Raw genomic sequence first — 18237 nt, 5'->3', positions numbered from 1 at the left:
TGCGCCTATTTTTATAGCGACGTTTTTTGATGGTGATGCTTATGATGATGACAACAATAACCGCAATAGTGCGTTCCCATCTTCAAGGCAACGTAAATCCAGCCATAACCGCCCATCATACAGTCGCCCAATCACGGGATTATGCAAATTGCGCCATTGATGGGCCAATTTTTCCAATGTGCTGCCACGCCCATCAATGGCAGTAAAAGTCAGCGCCCAACTGGGCAAACGGTCAACGGGCAAAGATCCACTGCCAATCTGGGAATGGCAAGGTTCATCACGAACAATAAATTTTTCACCATAATATGCCCGAACTTGGGGAAGCAGCTGTTGCGCCATATCATGGATTTCACTTTGCGAACGAGTCAACAAGCGGAGGGTCGGTAATTTTTGATGGAGTTGTTCTGGATGTTGATAGAGGCGCAATGTTGCCTCCAGTGCTGCCAGCGTCATTTTATCCGCCCGTAGCGCACGTTTCAGCGGATGGCGCTGGATAGCCTCAATCCACTTTTTTCTGCCGACAATGATGCCGGCTTGCGGGCCGCCCAACAGTTTATCGCCCGAGAAAGTGACTAAATCGATACCTTGTCTCAGATAATCCCCGGGCATCGGTTCAGCCGGCAAGCCGTATTGCGTCATATCAATCATGGAGCCACTGCCAAGATCAATGACTGTTGGGATTTGCGCTCCCAACCCCAGCTTAGCCAACTCCTCTCCCGAAACTTCAGCCGTAAAGCCCTCAATGCTGTAATTGCTGGTATGCACTTTCATCAGCAACCCAGTTTCCGGATTGATTGCCTGCTGATAATCTTTCAAATGCGTTCGATTGGTCGTTCCGACTTCCACCAGACGGCAGCCTGCTTGCACCATCACATCAGGAACACGGAACGCACCACCAATTTCCACCAGCTCGCCACGGGAAACAACCACCTGCTTGCCCTGCGCAACCGTTGCCAATACCAACAGCACCGCAGCCGCATTATTGTTGACGATGCAGGCATCTTCTGCACCGGTCAGAGTACACAGCAGATCCGCCAAGGCCCGGTCACGGTGCCCCCGGCCTGCACCATCAAGGGAATATTCCAGTGTAACTGGCGAACGCATCACTTGTGTCACGGCCTCAATCGCGGATTCAGCCAGCAATGCACGCCCCAGATTGGTATGAAGCACCGTCCCGCTCAGGTTCAATACCGGTTTCAAGGCTGGTGTTTGCTCTTGTCTGATCCGGTCATTCAGTGATGCAGCCCAGTTATCACTCCATTCAGGCAGGGTTTGATGATTTCGGATATTGAACCGCGCTTGCTCCTGCATTTCCCGCAACATATCCACTACCCGCGTCTGCCCATGCGTCTCAACCAGCGGGATTATCCCGGGCTCCTGCAATAATTTGTCGATGGAGGGCAACAGGCGATACAGCGAGTTTATTGCATGTGTCATCATTTTTCCCTTAGCCACTTATTCGTTGGGAAACAAAAAAGGATTCAGGCTGCTACGGGCAAAACCTTCCTCTTCCATTTTTGCATCCAGAACCAGTGACGCCAGATCATCAGCCACGGCATCCACATTTGGATCTTTTTCCTGATAAAAAATCTTCAGATAACTACCGCAATCACCGCAACTTTCTGCTTTAGTGGCTGCTTGCTCACTATCCAGTGACCAATAGTTCAGATCACCCGTTTGCTCACAATTACTGCATTTTACCCGTACAACATGCCACTCACTTTCACACAAATGACAATGCAGGTAACGCAGCCCCTGACTCGTGCCAATTTGCACGATGCTGGCCACAGGCATACTGCCGCAAACCGGGCAAAACTGGCGATGCTCGCCATATTCAGCCCGTGCTTTTCCGGGGATTAAACTGGCCATTTGCGCCCAATAGACAGACAAGGCTGCCCAGATAAAAACCGCCTGATCGGCACTGACCTTGCCAAATTCGCTATTGAGCAATGCGCTGGCCATCTCTTCCAGCTCCTGCTCTGAGTTTTTCGCCAGATTTTCCAGAGCAGGTTTCACGTGTTCAGGCATCGTTGGCAACAGTTCAGCCACCAAAGACTGTAAAATATTGTGCCAGTGGAGGGTACGGGGTAAAGTTTTGCAATCCAGAGGGATACCATTTTTTGGCGGGTAATCGCCGAGGATCTCATCCAATTCGCGATTCAGGGGATTATCATACAAAGCCTTCTGCTGAGCCTGCACAATTTCAGCAACAAAATTCAGGTAGCTTGAAAGTGGATTATCTTTCGCTGCCAACGTTTTTAAACGCTCCGCACGATGTTGATACAGGTTTTTCAGGTTGGCAAACAACAAAGGAGGGATAAAACCCGCTCCTCTTTCATTAACGCGCTCTTTGCCTAACTGCTCTTTTGGCACAATGCGAATACTCATTACCTTATCCCTCCCACTATGTTGATATCTAAATAGCAACCAATCTTACCCTGCCAAACCACAGAATGGCATGACCGTTAAGTTCAACACAAGTTTACTGACATCACATTTATCCGGATACCGGAAAAAATGCGTCAACGAACGCAGAAGAAAAAGGAGAAAACGGTCAAAGTCTGGTTAAGTTTTTATTATCTTCGATTAGGGAGGGGGAGTTTAACAGCATAATCATCAACACCTTTCTTGATTGAGTTATCCATATCTGAAGAGAATTCAAATAAAGCTCACGTTAAAAAGACCACTATTCCAGACCAATATAATGTTGGATTTAAAAAACATTCTGAATCTTGATTCAGAGTTCACCATTACTAAGTTTATCAGTCAGTTAGAAACGCAAGTTGGCTTTACCTCATTTCTCCGGCGTGGCGGGGGAAATTTTGCCAAGGATACTGCCAACCGCCTTTTGGATGGAGATGACCACAATATTTTTCATTAAAATCAATTAATTGTAACCATTCCCATTAATTATTCTAATTCCAGCGAAGCCGAAAACCATTGGTTTTTAGACACAATAGTTTTAAAATGAAACAATTACGTTAAAGTAGGATATTAAGATGTCGAACATGGTTTATTGCCGTGGTTGTGGAAAAGAAATCCACATTTCTGCTATTTCTTGCCCTGGTTGTGGTGCTGTTCAACAAGAAGAAATTAAAGGCGAAAAAAGCAGAATAACTGCGGCTCTGTTAGCCTTCTTCCTTGGTTGCATCGGAGCACATAAATTTTATCTAGGAAAAATAGGAATGGGGCTCTTGTACCTTATTTTTTGCTGGACGTTCATTCCTTATATTGTTTCTTTTATTGAATTTATTATCTACTTATGTATGTCAGATAAAGATTTCGCTAAGAAGTATGGCTAATACCCCCTTTCTAAGCTAGACAGACGGGCTAATTAGCCCGTTCATTCCATTTAAAACGCAGTGACGGCTCCCCCGCCATAAATGACACTAGCCATTAATAGCAAGCAACACAAATTAATCAAAGCACCCTGCTCAAAAATCACTCTTTCTCATTTTGTTGTTCTTGCTTCACGATTCCACGATACCAGCTCGGATGATATTTTTAATCAACTGGTTGAATAAATCCGCATGGCATGGCCGTTAAATTCAACACAAGTTTACTGGCATCACATTTATCCGAACACAGCAAAAAAACATACCTCAGAAGATGTAGTAAAATGGAAGATAAATGTTAAATTCGGGTTGAGCTGTTAGTCTTTATGTTATGACTGAAGAAGGGTGGGTTTAACAGCACCATCATCAGCACTCTTCTTAATTGAATTATCCGCATAAGAAGAGGGTTGAAATGAAACTAACATCTGAAAAATTACTTACCGCGATAGAAGAATATGATCACCTGCCGGAAAAACAGCGGATATTATCCTCAAATCAAGTACAGTGGTTTTCTGAACCAGAGAATGTATTTCTATTGATCTCTTCAGTGTTAACGCTGCCTGATGAGATGATGGACAAAATAGGGGACAGCGTTGACACTTGGGTCGATGTTGCGGTGTCAGAGCTTGCATTAACAGCAAACAAGTTGCCGCCAGAAATCAAACGGCAATTTGAAGAAGCCATTGGGTTTATTCTGAATGATGCCCAAGAAAAATCCTGGCTCAATACTGAATGCGTGCTGTTATGCCTATCAATATTAAAGAGGCATCAGTTTAATATCAGAATAGATACGGCTAAGCTGTTAGACAAACCCAAACATGCCAATGATTCCAATATCAAGCACTTTCCCAAACATCAACCCACTCTGGGCCAACTGATTGATGAATTCGGCATTAAATCCGGTATCGAATTCATTGAATTTTTCGAACACAGTTTTTCTATCGCCCCTCCCGAAACCATTCCCTATTTGCTGTCAGAAGTTACTCATTATTCATGGGGCATAGATGCATTGCTTCTGCTGACTCAATATTTTGAAGAGCCGATTGCGCTTGCCAGTGCGCAAGTAATAGACAGTTGCCCATCCTCCGTATGGAAGAATTTATCTTATCTTCAACTTTTCAATCTGTGTGTACGGTTCAACCGCCATCCGGCCATTAAACCTTGTTTTAAGCGCTGGAAAAAACACGCGATGGCACACAATAAAGTCCGGGCGACAGCGGAAATACATGAATTGTACGCCTCTCATGTCGATGGCAATGATTGCGCCAGCATGATGCTGAAAATCACGCTGGAAGAGCAGCTATACCAAATAAACATGATGTTGGATTTTAAATCCGGCATCCGGGAAAGCATGCTGAACCTTAATCCTGAGCTTTCCATTCCTGAGCTGATCGGGCATTTAGATACGGAAATTGATTTTTATTCAGTATCTCCGGCATGGCTGGGGCAAGTTTTGCCGTGGATACTGTCAGTACAACAAGAGAAAAATACACCGCTCGATCTCTATTCCCTTTATTGGTTATCCCATTTGCCTTTTGAGTGGACACAACCAGAGGCATTTGAACTTGAACACTGGAGCCAGAAATTGGGTTATCAGGAAGATCTAAAACGACGGGAGCGGAATCGTCTGGAACTTGCGATGGGATCGCAATTAATCCTGAGTTGGTTGGCACCGGAAGAATGTTTATTAAAAGCGAAAAAACCCAGGGACTTATTGAAGCTTTATTATTATGCAAACCGGGAATTGTTTGCCGAGCGCCTGACTTATTCTGCTGCCGTAGAGCGGTATAAACAGTCACCCAACTCACAGTGTTTCACCAATGATTATTTAGATTTGGCTCATACGCTCAGTGACCCTTCGTTAAATCGCAAGAAATTTGCGTTATTCGATACATTGGCAGAAGCCAGTTTTGAATTATTTAACGCAGAACTTGATTCCACTTCTGTGGACATGCCAGAGCAAGGGTTGGTGATTAAAGTCAGTTTATTAGAAGCCAGCCCTCCGGTATGGCGCCGGATACGGCTCAGCAACCAGATAACCTTGTCAGGCTTGCATTATGTGATACAAGGCGCGATGGGTTGGGAAAGTGCTCACTTGTTCCGTTTTGAAATCAATGGGATGGATATTCCGGAAGAGCATTATGATCAATTGCCTATCGGCATATTTTTGCGTGAGACCGAAGATGAACTCAACTACCAATATGATTTTGGTGATAATTGGTTTCATCAAATAACCGTAGAAAAAGTGCTTGAGAAAGATATTAACCAGCCTGAAATTATCGCCGGCAATGGCATGTGCCCGGTTGAAGATTCCGGCGGTGTCTGGAGTTGGAACAATTTACTCAAGCTGCGAAAAAATAAATCCCTGACGGAAGAGGAAGCCGAAATGCTCGAATGGGCTGGCTTGTCCCCGGATAAACAGCTGGAACCTTTTGATAAACAGCAGGCTAATGATAGGCTCAAAATGTTGTTTGGTGATTAATCACATTTTGAAAGACCGGAGGAAAATAAGCCTCCGGTTTTATCCAAAGAGGTGCAACTCGCGTGATAACGACTGTAGGAAATGATCGGACAATAAACCTTATTCGCGGTTGATACGATTAAAATCTGCCAATCACTCTTTATTATCACGTTTCCACTGCTCAAAAATCACTCTTTCTCTTTTTGTTGCTCTTGCTTCACGATTTCACGATACCAGCGCGGATGGTGCTTCTTCGCCCAGCCGCGTGTAACCCAGCCTTCAACCATTGCCCGTACAGAACCTTTCACCCAGAAAGCGGCATAAGCGTGCACGATAATGGTCAGGATCAAACCAATCGCTGCCAATGAATGAACCAGCAAGGCGAGCCGGATTAACGGGATAGGAAAGTATTCCGCAAAATAGGGACGCCAAATGATAATGCCGCTGGCCAATAGCAGGAGCAGGCAAACACTGACCGACCAGTAAATACCTTTCTGGCCGAGGTTATACTGCCCGATATCGCCCGCTTCTTCATTACGCAACACTTTGTGAACATTCTTCGCCCACTCAATGTCATCCTTATCTATCATGTTATGTTTGAAGTATCTGAAAAACATGAAGACAAACAGAAAGAACATCACCGAACCCGCAAAGGGATGCAATATTCGAGAAAACTGTGGCGTACCAAAGATATTCATCATCCAGTTCAGGGATGGGAAGAAAAAACCTAATCCGCTGATGGCAGTGAACAGAAAACAGATCACAACCGCCCAATGATTGACCCGTTCAACGGGAGAATGGCGAATAATGACATCGTTACGTTTTTTCATTTTTTCACCTCCCCGTTATTGTCATTGTTCGCATCAATATCCTTGAGGGCACTCTCTTCCTCTTCTTTAGAAACCCGGTTCGGGCCGATGCCCACATAATGGAAAATGGAAGCGGCAAAAGTCGCAGCAAAACCAATTGCGGCCAATGGCTTCCAAACACCTTTCCAGAACGTGACTGTCGGGCTGATGGTGGGATTGTCCGGCAAGCCGTGATAAAGCTGCGGCTTGTTGGCGTGGTGCAGCACATACATAACATGGGTGCCGCCGACACCTTCGGGATCATACAGGCCGGCATTGTCATAGCCGCGCCCTTTCAGCTCTTGCACCCGCTCAGCCGCCAGTGTTTGCATATCCTGCTTGCTGCCGAAATGAATCGCCCCGGTCGGGCAGGTTTTCACGCAGGCAGGCTCCTGCCCCACACCGACACGATCAACACACAACGTACATTTATAAGCCCGGTTGTCTTCTTTATTGATGCGCGGCACATCGAACGGGCAACCCGCAATGCAATAACCACAGCCAATGCAGTGCTCTGACTGAAAATCAACAATGCCATTGGCATACTGAATAATTGCACCTTCTGCCGGACAGGCTTTCAGGCAACCCGGATCAGCACAGTGCATGCAGCCATCTTTACGGATCAGCCACTCCAGCTTGCCGTTTTCTTCCACTTCGGAAAACCGCATTACTGTCCATGACTTTGCTGTTAAATCGGCCGGGTTGTCATACACGCCAACGTTGTGCCCGATTTCATCACGGATATCGTTCCATTCTGAACAGGCCACCTGACACGCTTTACAGCCGATACAGGTGGTTACGTCGATCAATTTTGCCACTTCTTGCTGGTGATCCCGCACCTGTGGTGCGGGAGTCAACGAATTGGTGGCTGAGCGACGAATAATGTCTTGAGATTGCAATGACATAAATTTGCTCCCCTACACCTTTTCGATATTAACCAGAAATGCTTTGAATTCTGGCGTCTGGGTATTGGCATCACCAACAAACGGCGTCAGGGTATTCGCAAGAAAACCTTTTTTCGCCGCGCCTTCAAATCCCCAGTGAATAGGAATACCAATGGTATCCACCTCTTGACCGTGGACATTCAAAGTACGGATACGCTTTGTCACCACAGCTTTGGCCTTGATATAACCACGATTGGAGCTGACTTTAACCGTATCGCCCTGCTTGATGCCTTTCTCCGCCGCTAACCGTTCACCAATTTCCACAAACTGCTCTGGCTGGGCAATGGCGTTCAGCAACGCGTGTTTTGTCCAGAAATGGAAGTGTTCAGTCAAGCGGTAAGTCGTACCCACATAAGGGAATTTATTTGCCTTGCCCATCGCTTCAAAATCGCTCTTGAACACACGGGCGGCCGGATTGGAAACCACATTAGGATGCAAGGGATTCGTTCCCAGCGGCGTTTCAAATGGCTCATAATGTTCAGGGAATGGCCCTTCTGCCATTTTATCGATGGCAAACAGTCGGCCCATCCCTTCCGGCTGCATGATAAATGGCCCGACATCCGTGCCCGGAGCCGCATTGCTGTAGTCAGGAATATCCACTCCCGCCCATTTATCGCCATCCCATTCGATTAACCGACGTTTGGGATCCCACGGATTACCTTGTGGATCAGCCGATGCACGGTTATACAGAATCCGTCGATTCAAAGGCCATGCCCAAGCCCAGCCCAATGTATTGCCGATACCGGAAGGATCAGCATTATCACGGCGTGCCATTTGGTTGCCTTCCGGCGTCCAGCTGCCGGCAAAAATCCAGCAGCCGCTGGCTGTGGTTCCATCATCACGCAATTGTGCAAAGGATGACAATTGTTGACCTTTTTTCACCAGCACATTGCCGTTGGTATCCAACAAATCCGCCAACGCACGGCCATTGTTTTCCTGCGCCACTTCTTCCGCCGTCGGGGCATCGGGGTCAAAGTAATCCCAGGTCATATTCAAGACTTGCTCTGGTACTGCGCCCCCTTCTTCACGGTACAAATCACGCAACCGCTTGAAAATACCTGACAGGATTTCACCATCACCAATAGCTTCACCCGGAGCATCAGCCCCTTTCCAGTGCCATTGCAACCAGCGGGCTGAATTGACTATCGAGCCATTTTCTTCCGCAAAGCAGCAGCAAGGGAGCCGGAACACTTCGGTTTGAATGGAGGCAGGATCAACATCATTGAATTCGCCGTGGTTCTGCCAGAACGAGGCGGTTTCCGTACTGAGTGGATCAACCGTAATCAAGAATTTCAGTTTCGACAAAGCAGCAACGACTTTATTCTTGTTCGGGAAGGACGCGATTGGGTTGAAGCCCTGGCAAATATAGCCATTCACTTCCCCTTTCGACATCATGTCGAAATATTGCAGAACATCGTAAGGTTTATCCCATTTAGGCAGCAGATCAAAACCCCAGTCATTCTCTTTACGGGCATTATCTCCATAAAAACTCTTCATCAGACTGACAAAGAACTTCGGATAATTTCCCCAATAATTCACCTGCCCCGGTACCGTGGATTTTGGCGTATTCGCCTGCAAATAGGTCTGCAAATCAGGCTGTTTTTCTGATGGCAGTGTGAGATAACCCGGCAGACTCTGGGACAACAATCCTAAATCCGTCAATCCCTGAATATTGGAGTGACCACGCAGGGCGTTAATACCTCCTCCTGCCATGCCCATATTGCCAAGCAACAATTGGATCATCGCCATGGTGCGGATATTTTGTGCGCCAACGGAGTGCTGCGTCCAGCCCAATGCATACAAGAACGAGGCCGTTCTATCTTTCGCGCTGGTCTCGGCGAGATATTCACACACCTTGAGGAAATCTTCCTTCGGTGTACCACAAATATCCGCGACAACTTCCGGCGTATAGCGACTGACGTGAGTTTTCAGCAAATTCCAGACACAACGGGGATGGGTCAGCGTTTTATCGCGTTTGGCAAAACCATCCTCATCCAGTTCATAATTCCATGAGGTTTTATCGTACTTGCGGTTTTCCGCATCATAACCACTGAACAAACCATCATCGAACGAGAAATCTTCCCGTACAATCAAGCTGGCGTTGGTATAAGCCTCAACGTATTCACGGTTAATCTTTTCATGGGTCAGCAGGTAGAGGATCACACCTGACAGGAAAGTAATATCCGTACCGGAACGAATAGGCGTGTAAAAGTCCGCCACGGCGGCCGTACGGGTAAAGCGTGGGTCAATAACGATAAGTCTGGCATTGTTGTGAATTTTGGCTTCCATCGCCCAGCGAAAGCCAACCGGATGTGCCTCAGCAGCATTTCCGCCCATCACGACGATCAGATCCGCGTTCTTAATATCCACCCAGTGGTTGGTCATCGCACCGCGACCAAATGTTGGAGCAAGACTTGCTACCGTTGGTCCGTGTCAGACACGCGCCTGGTTGTCTACGGCAAGCATGCCGAGAGCGCGACTAAATTTTTGCGATAAGAAACCGGTTTCATTACTGGCGGCGGAGGCACACAACATCCCCGTAGTCAGCCAGCGGTTGACCGTAACACCATCTTGGTTGGTTTCAATGAAATTGGCATCGCGGTCTTGTTTCATCAACCTTGCGATACGCTCAAAGGCTTCATTCCAGCTTATGCGCTGCCACTGATTGGAGCCTGGGGCGCGATATTCTGGATAATGCAGGCGATTTTTGCTGTGAACAAAATCAACTAAACCTGCTCCCTTAGGACATAAGGCACCCCGGTTTACAGGATGATCCGGATCACCTTCAATGTGGAAAATAGTGGATTTGGCATTTTTGGCGCCATCGCCAAGGCTGTACATCAACAATCCACAGCCGACAGAGCAGTACGTACAGGTATTTCTGGTTTCACGCGCACGCAGCAATTTGTAATTACGTGTTTGTGCGATTGCGGCAGCTGGGGCAAACCCCAGAGCAGCAGCCGTCGTACCCGCCATACCGCCAGCGCAGATCTTAAAGAACTGCCTTCTGCTGACTTGCATGGGGAAACTCCTCACTCACATTGCTCATTTCACACCCTCCAATAGAGAACCCGCAGAGGTGTTCGTTTTTTATCCCTGCATCGCCTGATAGTCATTTGATGAAGGTTTTTTTGATTTTCAACGCCATCTGTTATAAACATTGTCCATTGTGTGGTTCCAGAATCGTTGCGTGGGTTGATACCCTAATAGACCGATGGATTTCGAATTGCATCAAGGCGGCAAAGGAGTGGTCTCCGGGAGCATAGATAACCGTCTATTTATACTGATAAAAACGGTGACCGGGGTAAACAAGTGCGGCCAACAACAAAAATGCAGCTTGAAAAACATCAGGTATATCCACACAAACGGTATTATGAATTAATCCGCCGGAGAATTCACTAATGGATGATACAAAGCCAGGCAATGAATTAACCATTGAAGGAACCAATGGCGCTTTCCGTTTCAATGTGAAACAAAAAAATCACCTTAACAGCTCCAAATTGGATTGGGTAGCAGAAGAAGTTCCCATCGCATTGGTATATAACGGAATTTCTCATGTGGTCATGATGGCCAGCCCCAAAGATCTGGAGCATTTCGCCATCGGATTTTCCTTATCAGAAGGGATAATCACATCTTTGCAGGAGATCCGGGGCATTGATTCAGTCATCGGTTGTCACGGCGGAATTGAACTGCATATTGAACTATCCAGCCGTCGTTTTGTTGCCCTGAAAGAGCGCCGCCGCAGTATGGCTGGCAGAACCGGCTGCGGCATCTGCGGTACAGAACAACTGGCCGAAGTCTTTCAGCCACTTTCGCCCCTGCCTTTCACCCAGACATTCTCACTCTCTTATCTTGACACTGCACTGTCTCAATTGTCCCGCGTGCAGGAAATCGGAACACTCACCGGCTGCACACATGCCGCAGGCTGGGTTGATCCAGAAGGAAAAATGTTGGGCGGTTGCGAAGATATAGGCCGCCATGTTGCGCTGGACAAACTGCTGGGAATGCGGGCAAAAACAGGATGGCAACAAGGAGCTGTGTTAGTATCCAGCCGTGCCAGTTACGAAATGGTGCAAAAATCAGCCCATTGTGGTGTGGAAATTTTGTTTGCCGTTTCTGCCGCCACCTCACTTGCCATTGAAGTTGCTCAGAAATGCAATCTGACGTTGGTTGGATTTTGTAAACCTGGGCGGGCAACAGTGTATACCTATCCTCAAAGATTAGTAGACTGATTAAGGCGATACAGCACTTTTTCATCCTCAACAATCAAAAATAACCGCATATTTGCCGACCACTTCATCTCCCTCAAGCAGCAAGCAATAAACAAAATAGCAACAAGATTTAACATTTAATTTACACAAACATTTACTGGGTGTACTTTCCCAACATGGACTGAATGCGCTGTTTCGATATCGGAAATTAAAGATTGAAGTTAAGGACTATGAAAATTTAGGGCATTTTTATAAAGGACAATAATAAATTCCTTATGTTTTATATTTTAGTGAGGAAGATAATGAAAAAGATCAATATATTCATTGTGATATTAGGCACGCTAGGGTTAATAACCCAAGCCCAAGCAAAGTTCGGATATGGTATAAACCAACAAGAATCGACTCCACATCTACTAATCGGAGAAGCGGATGGTGAACCCGGCCTTGGGTTAAGTTCTCTGGGAGATGATATTTACCCTGCCTCTACCCTGAAATCATTCGCAACAAGAGATAATAATGACATTTATCGTTACGACAACGGTGATGGCAACATTATCGACATCGATCAGATTCCCGGAACAGATATTTATTTCGGAGAATGGTCCCAAAATAAACCCAATAAATCAGACCCCACCCATACTGTTTTTTATGAAGGTGAAAACGTTACAACCAATATGCCAAGTAATGGCTCTGCCACTTATTCGGTAATAGGTCTTAACCAATATGACCATACCAATCTCCTCTCCGGCGAATTCAATGCAAACTTTGATACCAGAAAAATGGATGGTTCACTGAAAAACCAGTCATTAAGTATAAATATTGATGCCAATATCAATGATGATGCTGGATTCTCAGGCACAGCCACCGCCAACGGTAATATCAATGGAGTCACCGACGGAAAATTCTTCGGCGACTCGGCTGACAATTTGGCTGGATATACCAAATTTGATAGTGACAGATCCAAGGATACTGCTTTCGGCGGAACTAAAAAATAAACAGCCATGACCACTTTTCCAGAAGGCAGTGTTGCGCTTAACACTGTCTTCTTCGTTCATCTTATTTTCCCTGTTTGTTCGCGTTTTCTATCGCAATTCATCTCCAATTATGTGAACTTGGTAAGTAGGTTTTTCTATGATTAGCCAAAAAATAACTGAGAAAAAAATTCAGGGATTATTCATCACACTATTAACTTTTCTCTGTTTAGCAACAGCTTATGCCAATGAAAATATTGACGATAAAATTTGGCAACCCGCCCATGTCAATCAACAAAAAAACCATCTCAAAAACATCGCCCAAGCACTGTTTCTTGCCATTAATCATCAACAATGGGGGGAAGTCAGTCGCCTTCTGGCGGTTTATCAAAACATACCTGGATACAACCCATTACTCGCCAATTTTGCTCAAGGTGGATTAGCTCGCTTTGAAGGAAATCTGACGCTGGCTGCTTTTTATTACCAAAAAATTCTGCGGCAAAAACCGCAATCCACACGTATCAGACTAGAGCTGGCTCGCGTTTATTTTGAAGATCAAAAAAACCGGGAAGCCAAGCAACTCTTCGATAAATTAAGTAAACAACGTCCATTACCCGAAATAGTTTTGCAAAACATCCACCGCTACCAAACAGCAATCGCCCGAAGAAGTGGCTGGCACACTTCACTCTCACTCGGTTATACCTATAACGATAATATCAATACATCTTCAGGGCAGAGCACCTGCTTGTTTGCCATAAAAGAAGATCAGTGCTTGAAGAAAGTGACCGCGCAAAAAAAGATCAAAGATTGGGAGAATACATATAACGTTACCTTAAACCGACGTAATCAATTAGTCGGCCATCACGGTATTTTTGGGAAGGGTTCGATTTATGGTGAGAATTATCTCCATTACCATGATAAAAATGAAAACTCACTCCTGCTGGCTGGAGGATATTATTATAGAAACAGAACCCATGATTTATCCTTCGGCCCTCTGTTTGAATATCATTATGACTCAGACAATCAAAGTTATTATGCCATCGGCGCTAACATGAAATGGAAATGGGATATTTCCGCTCAAGACTCTCTCTACGTTGAACTTGAACATAAAAAGCTAAACTATAAGCAAGCATTACATTTTAAAAACAGTGAACTGTCCTCATCCTATTTCAGCCTGTCCCATGCCATCAATGACAAATTTATTCTGTTTGGCGGGGGACTTTGGGTCTATCGCAACAATCCATCTCCTCCAGAACGCTATCAGCAATGGGGAGTCAATGCGGGAATAGCCGGGCAACTCTATCCGGGCATCACAGCTTCACTGTTCGTCACTCTAAATCAATTACGCTTCGGATCCGACTCTACGTCATTGCAAATCAGTCGCCAAGATAATGAACAAATTTATACTGCTTGTATTAAATTTCCTGCCGCTCAGATAGCGGGAATAACACCTTCCCTTACTTTCCGCCATCAACGCAACCGCAGCAATGTAGGCTGGTTGCACAGCTATGATAAAAACGAAGTACAGATACAATTGGAAAAACATTTTTAGCCAATGCCCTATGGGCTTCAAGTTGCAGCCAACGAGACTACAACCTGAAAGGCGGAGAATTGATTTGCTTATACAGAACATTGAACAAATTAATCAAGGCTATGATACATCCACAAATTAGGTTCAATGTAATAAGCCATCTGTTTCTCAACATCCACCACCAGCGGAACCAAACCGCCCGGAATAACGTATTCCCCGCTTTGTGGAAACTGCATGCCAGTCCACTCCTGCCACTGCTCCACTGTGCCATAAATATCCATCGAACGAAGCGCAGGCTTGATGATTTTTGCGCCTAAACGCCAATGAGTACGGATCCACGGATCAAATGGCTCACCTTTTTCATTCTTCCAGCCGCAGTATTCAACAAAATCTTGCAAAGGATATTTGCTTTTCAAACTCGGCCTGACCGGAACCACCAGCCCTTCCAATCCCGCATCACGGGCTGTTTTCTTTACACTGCTGATTAATAAAGCAGGGACATTTTTCCCGCGAAATTCAGGGTCAACCGTCACGGATAATGCTGACAACATGTTGGCTTTCTGCTTGCCTTTCGCTTCCCCTCCCGCATGCAATACTGCGTCCCATCCCTCATCAGGCAATTGATCCCATGAATGATTCCCCCAGGGAAAGGGGATCGAATTAAGTAGTCCAATCAGACGTTCCTCACCACCTTGTTGCAAGATAGCGAACTTCTGAAACTGGCGGAATTCAGGTTCATAGAGCTTATCCCAGTGCTGTTCTGCCATCGAATCGTAATTCATAAATAGCGGCCAATGGCTGCCGATAAGATTGCCGATAGCCCCATCAAGATCGGGTCTTTCTTCTGCTGATTGAATGATGATCTTTGCTTCCACAGTATTTCTCCCCCTTTTATCCTTACTTGTTCAGCTAAATTTTTAGTTAAGCCAATGAATTAAAATGACTAATAATTTATACGCAATGGATTTCAAATTGCATCGCGGCGGCAAGAGAGAGCATCCCCGAGAGCATAGATAACCGTATATTTATAAAAACGGTGACCGGGATGAGCGAGCACAGCCAACAAAGAGGCAGTTTGAAAGACGAAGTGTATAGCAAATAAATGACACTCCTCATCCACCCTATTTTTGCGTTATTTCGGAAAAGAGAAAATAGATATTAAATATAATTATAAAAATTGATTAGTTATATAAAAGCAGAAACAAAGGCTTTTAATTAAAATTGTTAAATTATTTTTTATAAATTCATTTAATGAATAATAGAGTGAATTATCACCTTAATTAACGAAGATATTTTAATTACTAAACTACGTTATTAATAGCACAATAACATTAGGTCATTAAATCTACTTGCATCACATTTCTTGCAAAAAAGTAGATTATTTATCTATTTTAGAAAAAACAAAAAATAATTATAAATCAATCTATTATAAATAAATTTTCATTCCTCACCGACAAATAAATCCTCAAATAGTAATAATTATCATTTACATTATCATTTAAACAATGTACTTTTTTTCCGCGCAATAAATCAGGCCGTTTTTAAGACTGGGTAATAAGGGATCCCCCATTCCAAACGAGGATAATGATGAAAAAGTTAAACGTATTAGTCGCCGCTTTAGGGGCGTTGGGATTTATGGCACAAGCTCAGGCAGAAGTTGGATTTGGTCAGAGCCAAATAAGCTCTCCGTCATATATTAAGGTTGGCGCAACCCAACCGGGTTCAGGCCCACATGGTGGCAAAGGCGGCGAACCCGGTATTGGTATCAGCTCGGTTTACGGCGGTAAAATCACTGGCTTTGCTGGCTTGACGCGCATGGCACCTGCTGACAGCAATGGTGTCCATAATATCTCAATGGCAGGAGCACCCGGAACTCACGGCGGAATGGGCGTATTCCATTTCAGCAAAGTTGCCAATGCAGATGTGTATTTTGGTGAGTGGTCTCAGACAGGTCAGGCATCGGATAGCACCCATACTGTTTATTATGCAGGCAAGGATGTTACCACCAATATCCCAACCGACGGTACAGCGACTTACGCAGTAAAGGGTATCAACCAATATAGCGGTGACAATGCCCTGTCCGGTACATTTACCGCAGATTTTGGTGACAAAACTCTGATAGGTTCTCTGGAAAATACCGCGATGTCGATAGATGTTAGCGCGAAAATCGGTGCTGATGCCAGCTTCGACGGTGCTGCCATAACTGATAATTTAGTCGGGAAAACCAATGGTCATTTCTTTGGCGACAGTGCTGCCAGCCTGGCTGGCTATGTCAAATTTGAAGATGACAGCTCCAAGGATACCGCTTTCGGTGGTTCTAAACAGTAATCACTGATTTTTCAGAGAAGAGAACAGTGCCATTTTTGGCGCTGTTCTCTGTTTTTATTTCTAATAACGTGAGCTTTGTAAGTTGGTTTTCCGATGTCTGACAACAGAATAACGCCAAAATTATTAGCGGCATTGATAACCCTGTGCCTTTCCCTGCCCGTTGATGCCGATGAAGATACCCCACGCAAAATCTGGCAGGAGGCTCAACATAACCAACAGGAAAATGAATCCAATCTCATCACACCAGACCCCATTTTTATTGAAAACAATCCATCATTTATTGTAATTAACGGGCAAACTTTTCAGGTCGAAAACAATATCAATGACATCGGCCAAGCGCTATTCCTCGCCATTAATCACCAACAATGGTCAGACGTCAGGCGCTTTCTTGCTGCTTATCAAAAATTACCGGAACATGATGCCATGCTGGTAAATTTCGCCCAAGGAGGATTGGCACGCCTTGACGGAGACTTAGATCTTGCCGCCTATCACTACCAACAAATCCTGCAACAACAACCCGATTTTCCCCGTATCGAGCTGGATTTGGCCCGTATCTATTTTGAAGATCAAAAGAACCGGGAAGCTGAACAACTATTTACGAAACTGAATGTTGCTGGATCAAATGAGAAACAACCGCTACCCGCTGCTGTCTTGAAAAATATTAACAGCTATCTGGAAGCAATAGACCTGAGAACTGGCTGGCGCGGTTCTTTTTCAGCAGGCTATGCCTATAACGATAACGTCAATATGTCTTCTGATTATGGTCCCACTTACTTTATGGGCAGGTATATGCAAGCTCCCAAGGCCGTGAAAGCGTGGGGCATGTCTTACGATGCCACCTTAAGTCGACGTTACCAGCTTTCTGGCCATCACGGTATTTTTGGCCGGGGCCTGATTTATGGCGAAAACTACCGTAATTACCACGATGAAAACGAGAACACTTTCCAGCTGGTCAGTGGATATAGCTTTAAAAACAGAAATCACGATTTCTCCTTCGGCCCGCTGTTTGAATATAAACAGCGCACGGATGACATCAGCTATCGAGCCATCGGCGCAAAAACAGAATGGCGATGGGCATTGACCAATAAGACAGCCATAAATCTTGAGCTGGAACATAAACAACTGCGACATCAAAAACAGCGTTACCGCAGAAAAGATGGTGAATTATCGTCAACCTATCTCACGTTATCCCATGCCATTAATAGAAATTTTGTCCTGTTTGGGGGCGGTGACTGGCTATACCGGCACAACGATCATGATTCTGTAGATAGCTACCAACAATGGGGTATTCGAGCAGGGATCGCCGGAGAGCTTTATTCCGGTATCAATGGCTCACTGTCTGCCGCCCTGAAAGAACGCCGCTTCGGCGCGTTTCACCCCATGCTAAACACCACACGGCAGGATACTGAACAGATTTATACAGCGGTTATCAAGGTGCCCGCTGCTGAAATACTGGGCATGACGCCTTCCCTTACTTTCCGCCACCGACGCAATCACAGCAATGTGAATTGGCTATACGGCTATAACAAGAATGAAGTGCTGATACGGTTGGAAAAGTATTTTTAATCAAAAACTTATTATTTTTTATTTGCGTGATGATAACGAAAA

At 45.2% G+C, this 18237-nt stretch carries 14 protein-coding genes; 8 read left to right on the top strand and 6 right to left on the bottom strand.

Annotation, left to right across the window (positions count from 1 at the left end):
• Positions 1-39 precede the first annotated feature (39 nt).
• Complete coding sequence (gene selA / locus FE392_RS03295; RefSeq protein ID WP_319928804.1) at positions 40-1437, bottom strand: L-seryl-tRNA(Sec) selenium transferase; 1398 nt, start codon at positions 1435-1437, stop codon at positions 40-42.
• 18 nt (positions 1438-1455) lie between these two features.
• Positions 1456-2388 (bottom strand): formate dehydrogenase accessory protein FdhE, encoded by a 933-nt coding sequence (gene fdhE, locus FE392_RS03290; protein WP_319928803.1) that lies wholly within the window; start codon positions 2386-2388, stop codon positions 1456-1458.
• A gap of 316 nt (positions 2389-2704) precedes the next feature.
• On the opposite strand from fdhE, the gene FE392_RS03285 reads away from it, so the two are divergent.
• From FE392_RS03285 to FE392_RS03275, 3 genes are all read left to right on the top strand, one after another.
• On the top strand, positions 2705-2881 hold the full coding sequence (locus tag FE392_RS03285; protein WP_319928802.1) for a hypothetical protein: 177 nt from the start codon (positions 2705-2707) through the stop codon (positions 2879-2881).
• Positions 2882-2999: 118 nt separating this feature from the next.
• Positions 3000-3302, top strand: coding sequence for a TM2 domain-containing protein (locus tag FE392_RS03280; protein WP_319928801.1), 303 nt, complete (start codon positions 3000-3002; stop codon positions 3300-3302).
• A gap of 445 nt (positions 3303-3747) precedes the next feature.
• The gene (locus FE392_RS03275) at positions 3748-5817 is read left to right on the top strand and encodes a plasmid pRiA4b ORF-3 family protein (protein WP_319928800.1); all 2070 of its coding nucleotides are present in this window, start codon (positions 3748-3750) and stop codon (positions 5815-5817) included.
• Positions 5818-5984: 167 nt separating this feature from the next.
• Here the strand turns inward: FE392_RS03275 and fdoI are convergent, their stop codons facing one another.
• The 3 genes from fdoI to fdnG are packed head-to-tail and all read right to left on the bottom strand — an operon-like array spanning position 5985 to position 10609.
• A complete protein-coding gene (gene fdoI, locus FE392_RS03270) occupies positions 5985-6626 on the bottom strand; it encodes a formate dehydrogenase cytochrome b556 subunit (RefSeq protein WP_319928799.1) in 642 nt (213 codons plus the stop codon).
• Complete coding sequence (fdxH, locus tag FE392_RS03265) at positions 6623-7549, bottom strand: formate dehydrogenase subunit beta (RefSeq protein ID WP_319928798.1); 927 nt, start codon at positions 7547-7549, stop codon at positions 6623-6625. The genes fdoI and fdxH overlap by 4 nt, the downstream gene beginning before the upstream one ends.
• Positions 7550-7561: 12 nt before the next feature.
• Entirely contained in the window at positions 7562-10609 is a 3048-nt protein-coding gene (gene fdnG / locus FE392_RS03260) for a formate dehydrogenase-N subunit alpha (RefSeq protein ID WP_319928797.1), read from the bottom strand.
• Positions 10610-10989: 380 nt separating this feature from the next.
• Between fdnG and fdhD the strand changes: the two genes are divergently transcribed.
• The 3 genes from fdhD (at position 10990) to FE392_RS03245 (ending at position 14322) form a co-directional block, all read left to right on the top strand.
• Positions 10990-11820 carry a formate dehydrogenase accessory sulfurtransferase FdhD gene (fdhD, locus tag FE392_RS03255; RefSeq protein WP_319928796.1) on the top strand — a complete coding sequence of 277 codons (831 nt, stop codon included), beginning with the start codon at positions 10990-10992 and terminating at the stop codon, positions 11818-11820.
• Between the two features lie 281 nt (positions 11821-12101).
• Complete coding sequence (locus FE392_RS03250; protein ID WP_319928795.1) at positions 12102-12794, top strand: Slam-dependent surface lipoprotein; 693 nt, start codon at positions 12102-12104, stop codon at positions 12792-12794.
• A gap of 136 nt (positions 12795-12930) precedes the next feature.
• Positions 12931-14322: a surface lipoprotein assembly modifier gene (locus FE392_RS03245; RefSeq protein ID WP_319928794.1), complete on the top strand. Its 1392-nt coding sequence runs from the start codon at positions 12931-12933 to the stop codon at positions 14320-14322.
• Positions 14323-14411: 89 nt separating this feature from the next.
• Here FE392_RS03245 and FE392_RS03240 read toward each other — a convergent pair whose 3' ends face one another.
• A complete protein-coding gene (locus FE392_RS03240; protein ID WP_319928793.1) occupies positions 14412-15176 on the bottom strand; it encodes a transferase in 765 nt (254 codons plus the stop codon).
• Between the two features lie 709 nt (positions 15177-15885).
• Here FE392_RS03240 and FE392_RS03235 point away from each other — a divergent pair.
• Positions 15886-16629 carry a Slam-dependent surface lipoprotein gene (locus FE392_RS03235; protein ID WP_319928792.1) on the top strand — a complete coding sequence of 248 codons (744 nt, stop codon included), beginning with the start codon at positions 15886-15888 and terminating at the stop codon, positions 16627-16629.
• Between the two features lie 93 nt (positions 16630-16722).
• Positions 16723-18195 (top strand): porin family protein, encoded by a 1473-nt coding sequence (locus tag FE392_RS03230; RefSeq protein WP_319928791.1) that lies wholly within the window; start codon positions 16723-16725, stop codon positions 18193-18195.
• Positions 18196-18237: the final 42 nt, after the last annotated feature.

The organism is Xenorhabdus santafensis (genome assembly GCF_033949405.1).
In the GTDB taxonomy this organism is placed as follows: Bacteria; Pseudomonadota; Gammaproteobacteria; order Enterobacterales; family Enterobacteriaceae; genus Xenorhabdus; species Xenorhabdus santafensis.
This window is presented reverse-complemented; position numbering and strand designations above follow the sequence as displayed.

Coding starts and splice junctions, on each gene's coding strand:
- selA (WP_319928804.1), bottom strand. CDS start 1,437: ATGACACATGCAATAAACTCGCTGTATCGCCTGTTGCCCTCCATCGAC.
- fdhE (WP_319928803.1), bottom strand. CDS start 2,388: ATGAGTATTCGCATTGTGCCAAAAGAGCAGTTAGGCAAAGAGCGCGTT.
- FE392_RS03285 (WP_319928802.1), top strand. CDS start 2,705: ATGTTGGATTTAAAAAACATTCTGAATCTTGATTCAGAGTTCACCATT.
- FE392_RS03280 (WP_319928801.1), top strand. CDS start 3,000: ATGTCGAACATGGTTTATTGCCGTGGTTGTGGAAAAGAAATCCACATT.
- FE392_RS03275 (WP_319928800.1), top strand. CDS start 3,748: ATGAAACTAACATCTGAAAAATTACTTACCGCGATAGAAGAATATGAT.
- fdoI (WP_319928799.1), bottom strand. CDS start 6,626: ATGAAAAAACGTAACGATGTCATTATTCGCCATTCTCCCGTTGAACGG.
- fdxH (WP_319928798.1), bottom strand. CDS start 7,549: ATGTCATTGCAATCTCAAGACATTATTCGTCGCTCAGCCACCAATTCG.
- fdhD (WP_319928796.1), top strand. CDS start 10,990: ATGGATGATACAAAGCCAGGCAATGAATTAACCATTGAAGGAACCAAT.
- FE392_RS03250 (WP_319928795.1), top strand. CDS start 12,102: ATGAAAAAGATCAATATATTCATTGTGATATTAGGCACGCTAGGGTTA.
- FE392_RS03245 (WP_319928794.1), top strand. CDS start 12,931: ATGATTAGCCAAAAAATAACTGAGAAAAAAATTCAGGGATTATTCATC.
- FE392_RS03235 (WP_319928792.1), top strand. CDS start 15,886: ATGATGAAAAAGTTAAACGTATTAGTCGCCGCTTTAGGGGCGTTGGGA.
- FE392_RS03230 (WP_319928791.1), top strand. CDS start 16,723: ATGTCTGACAACAGAATAACGCCAAAATTATTAGCGGCATTGATAACC.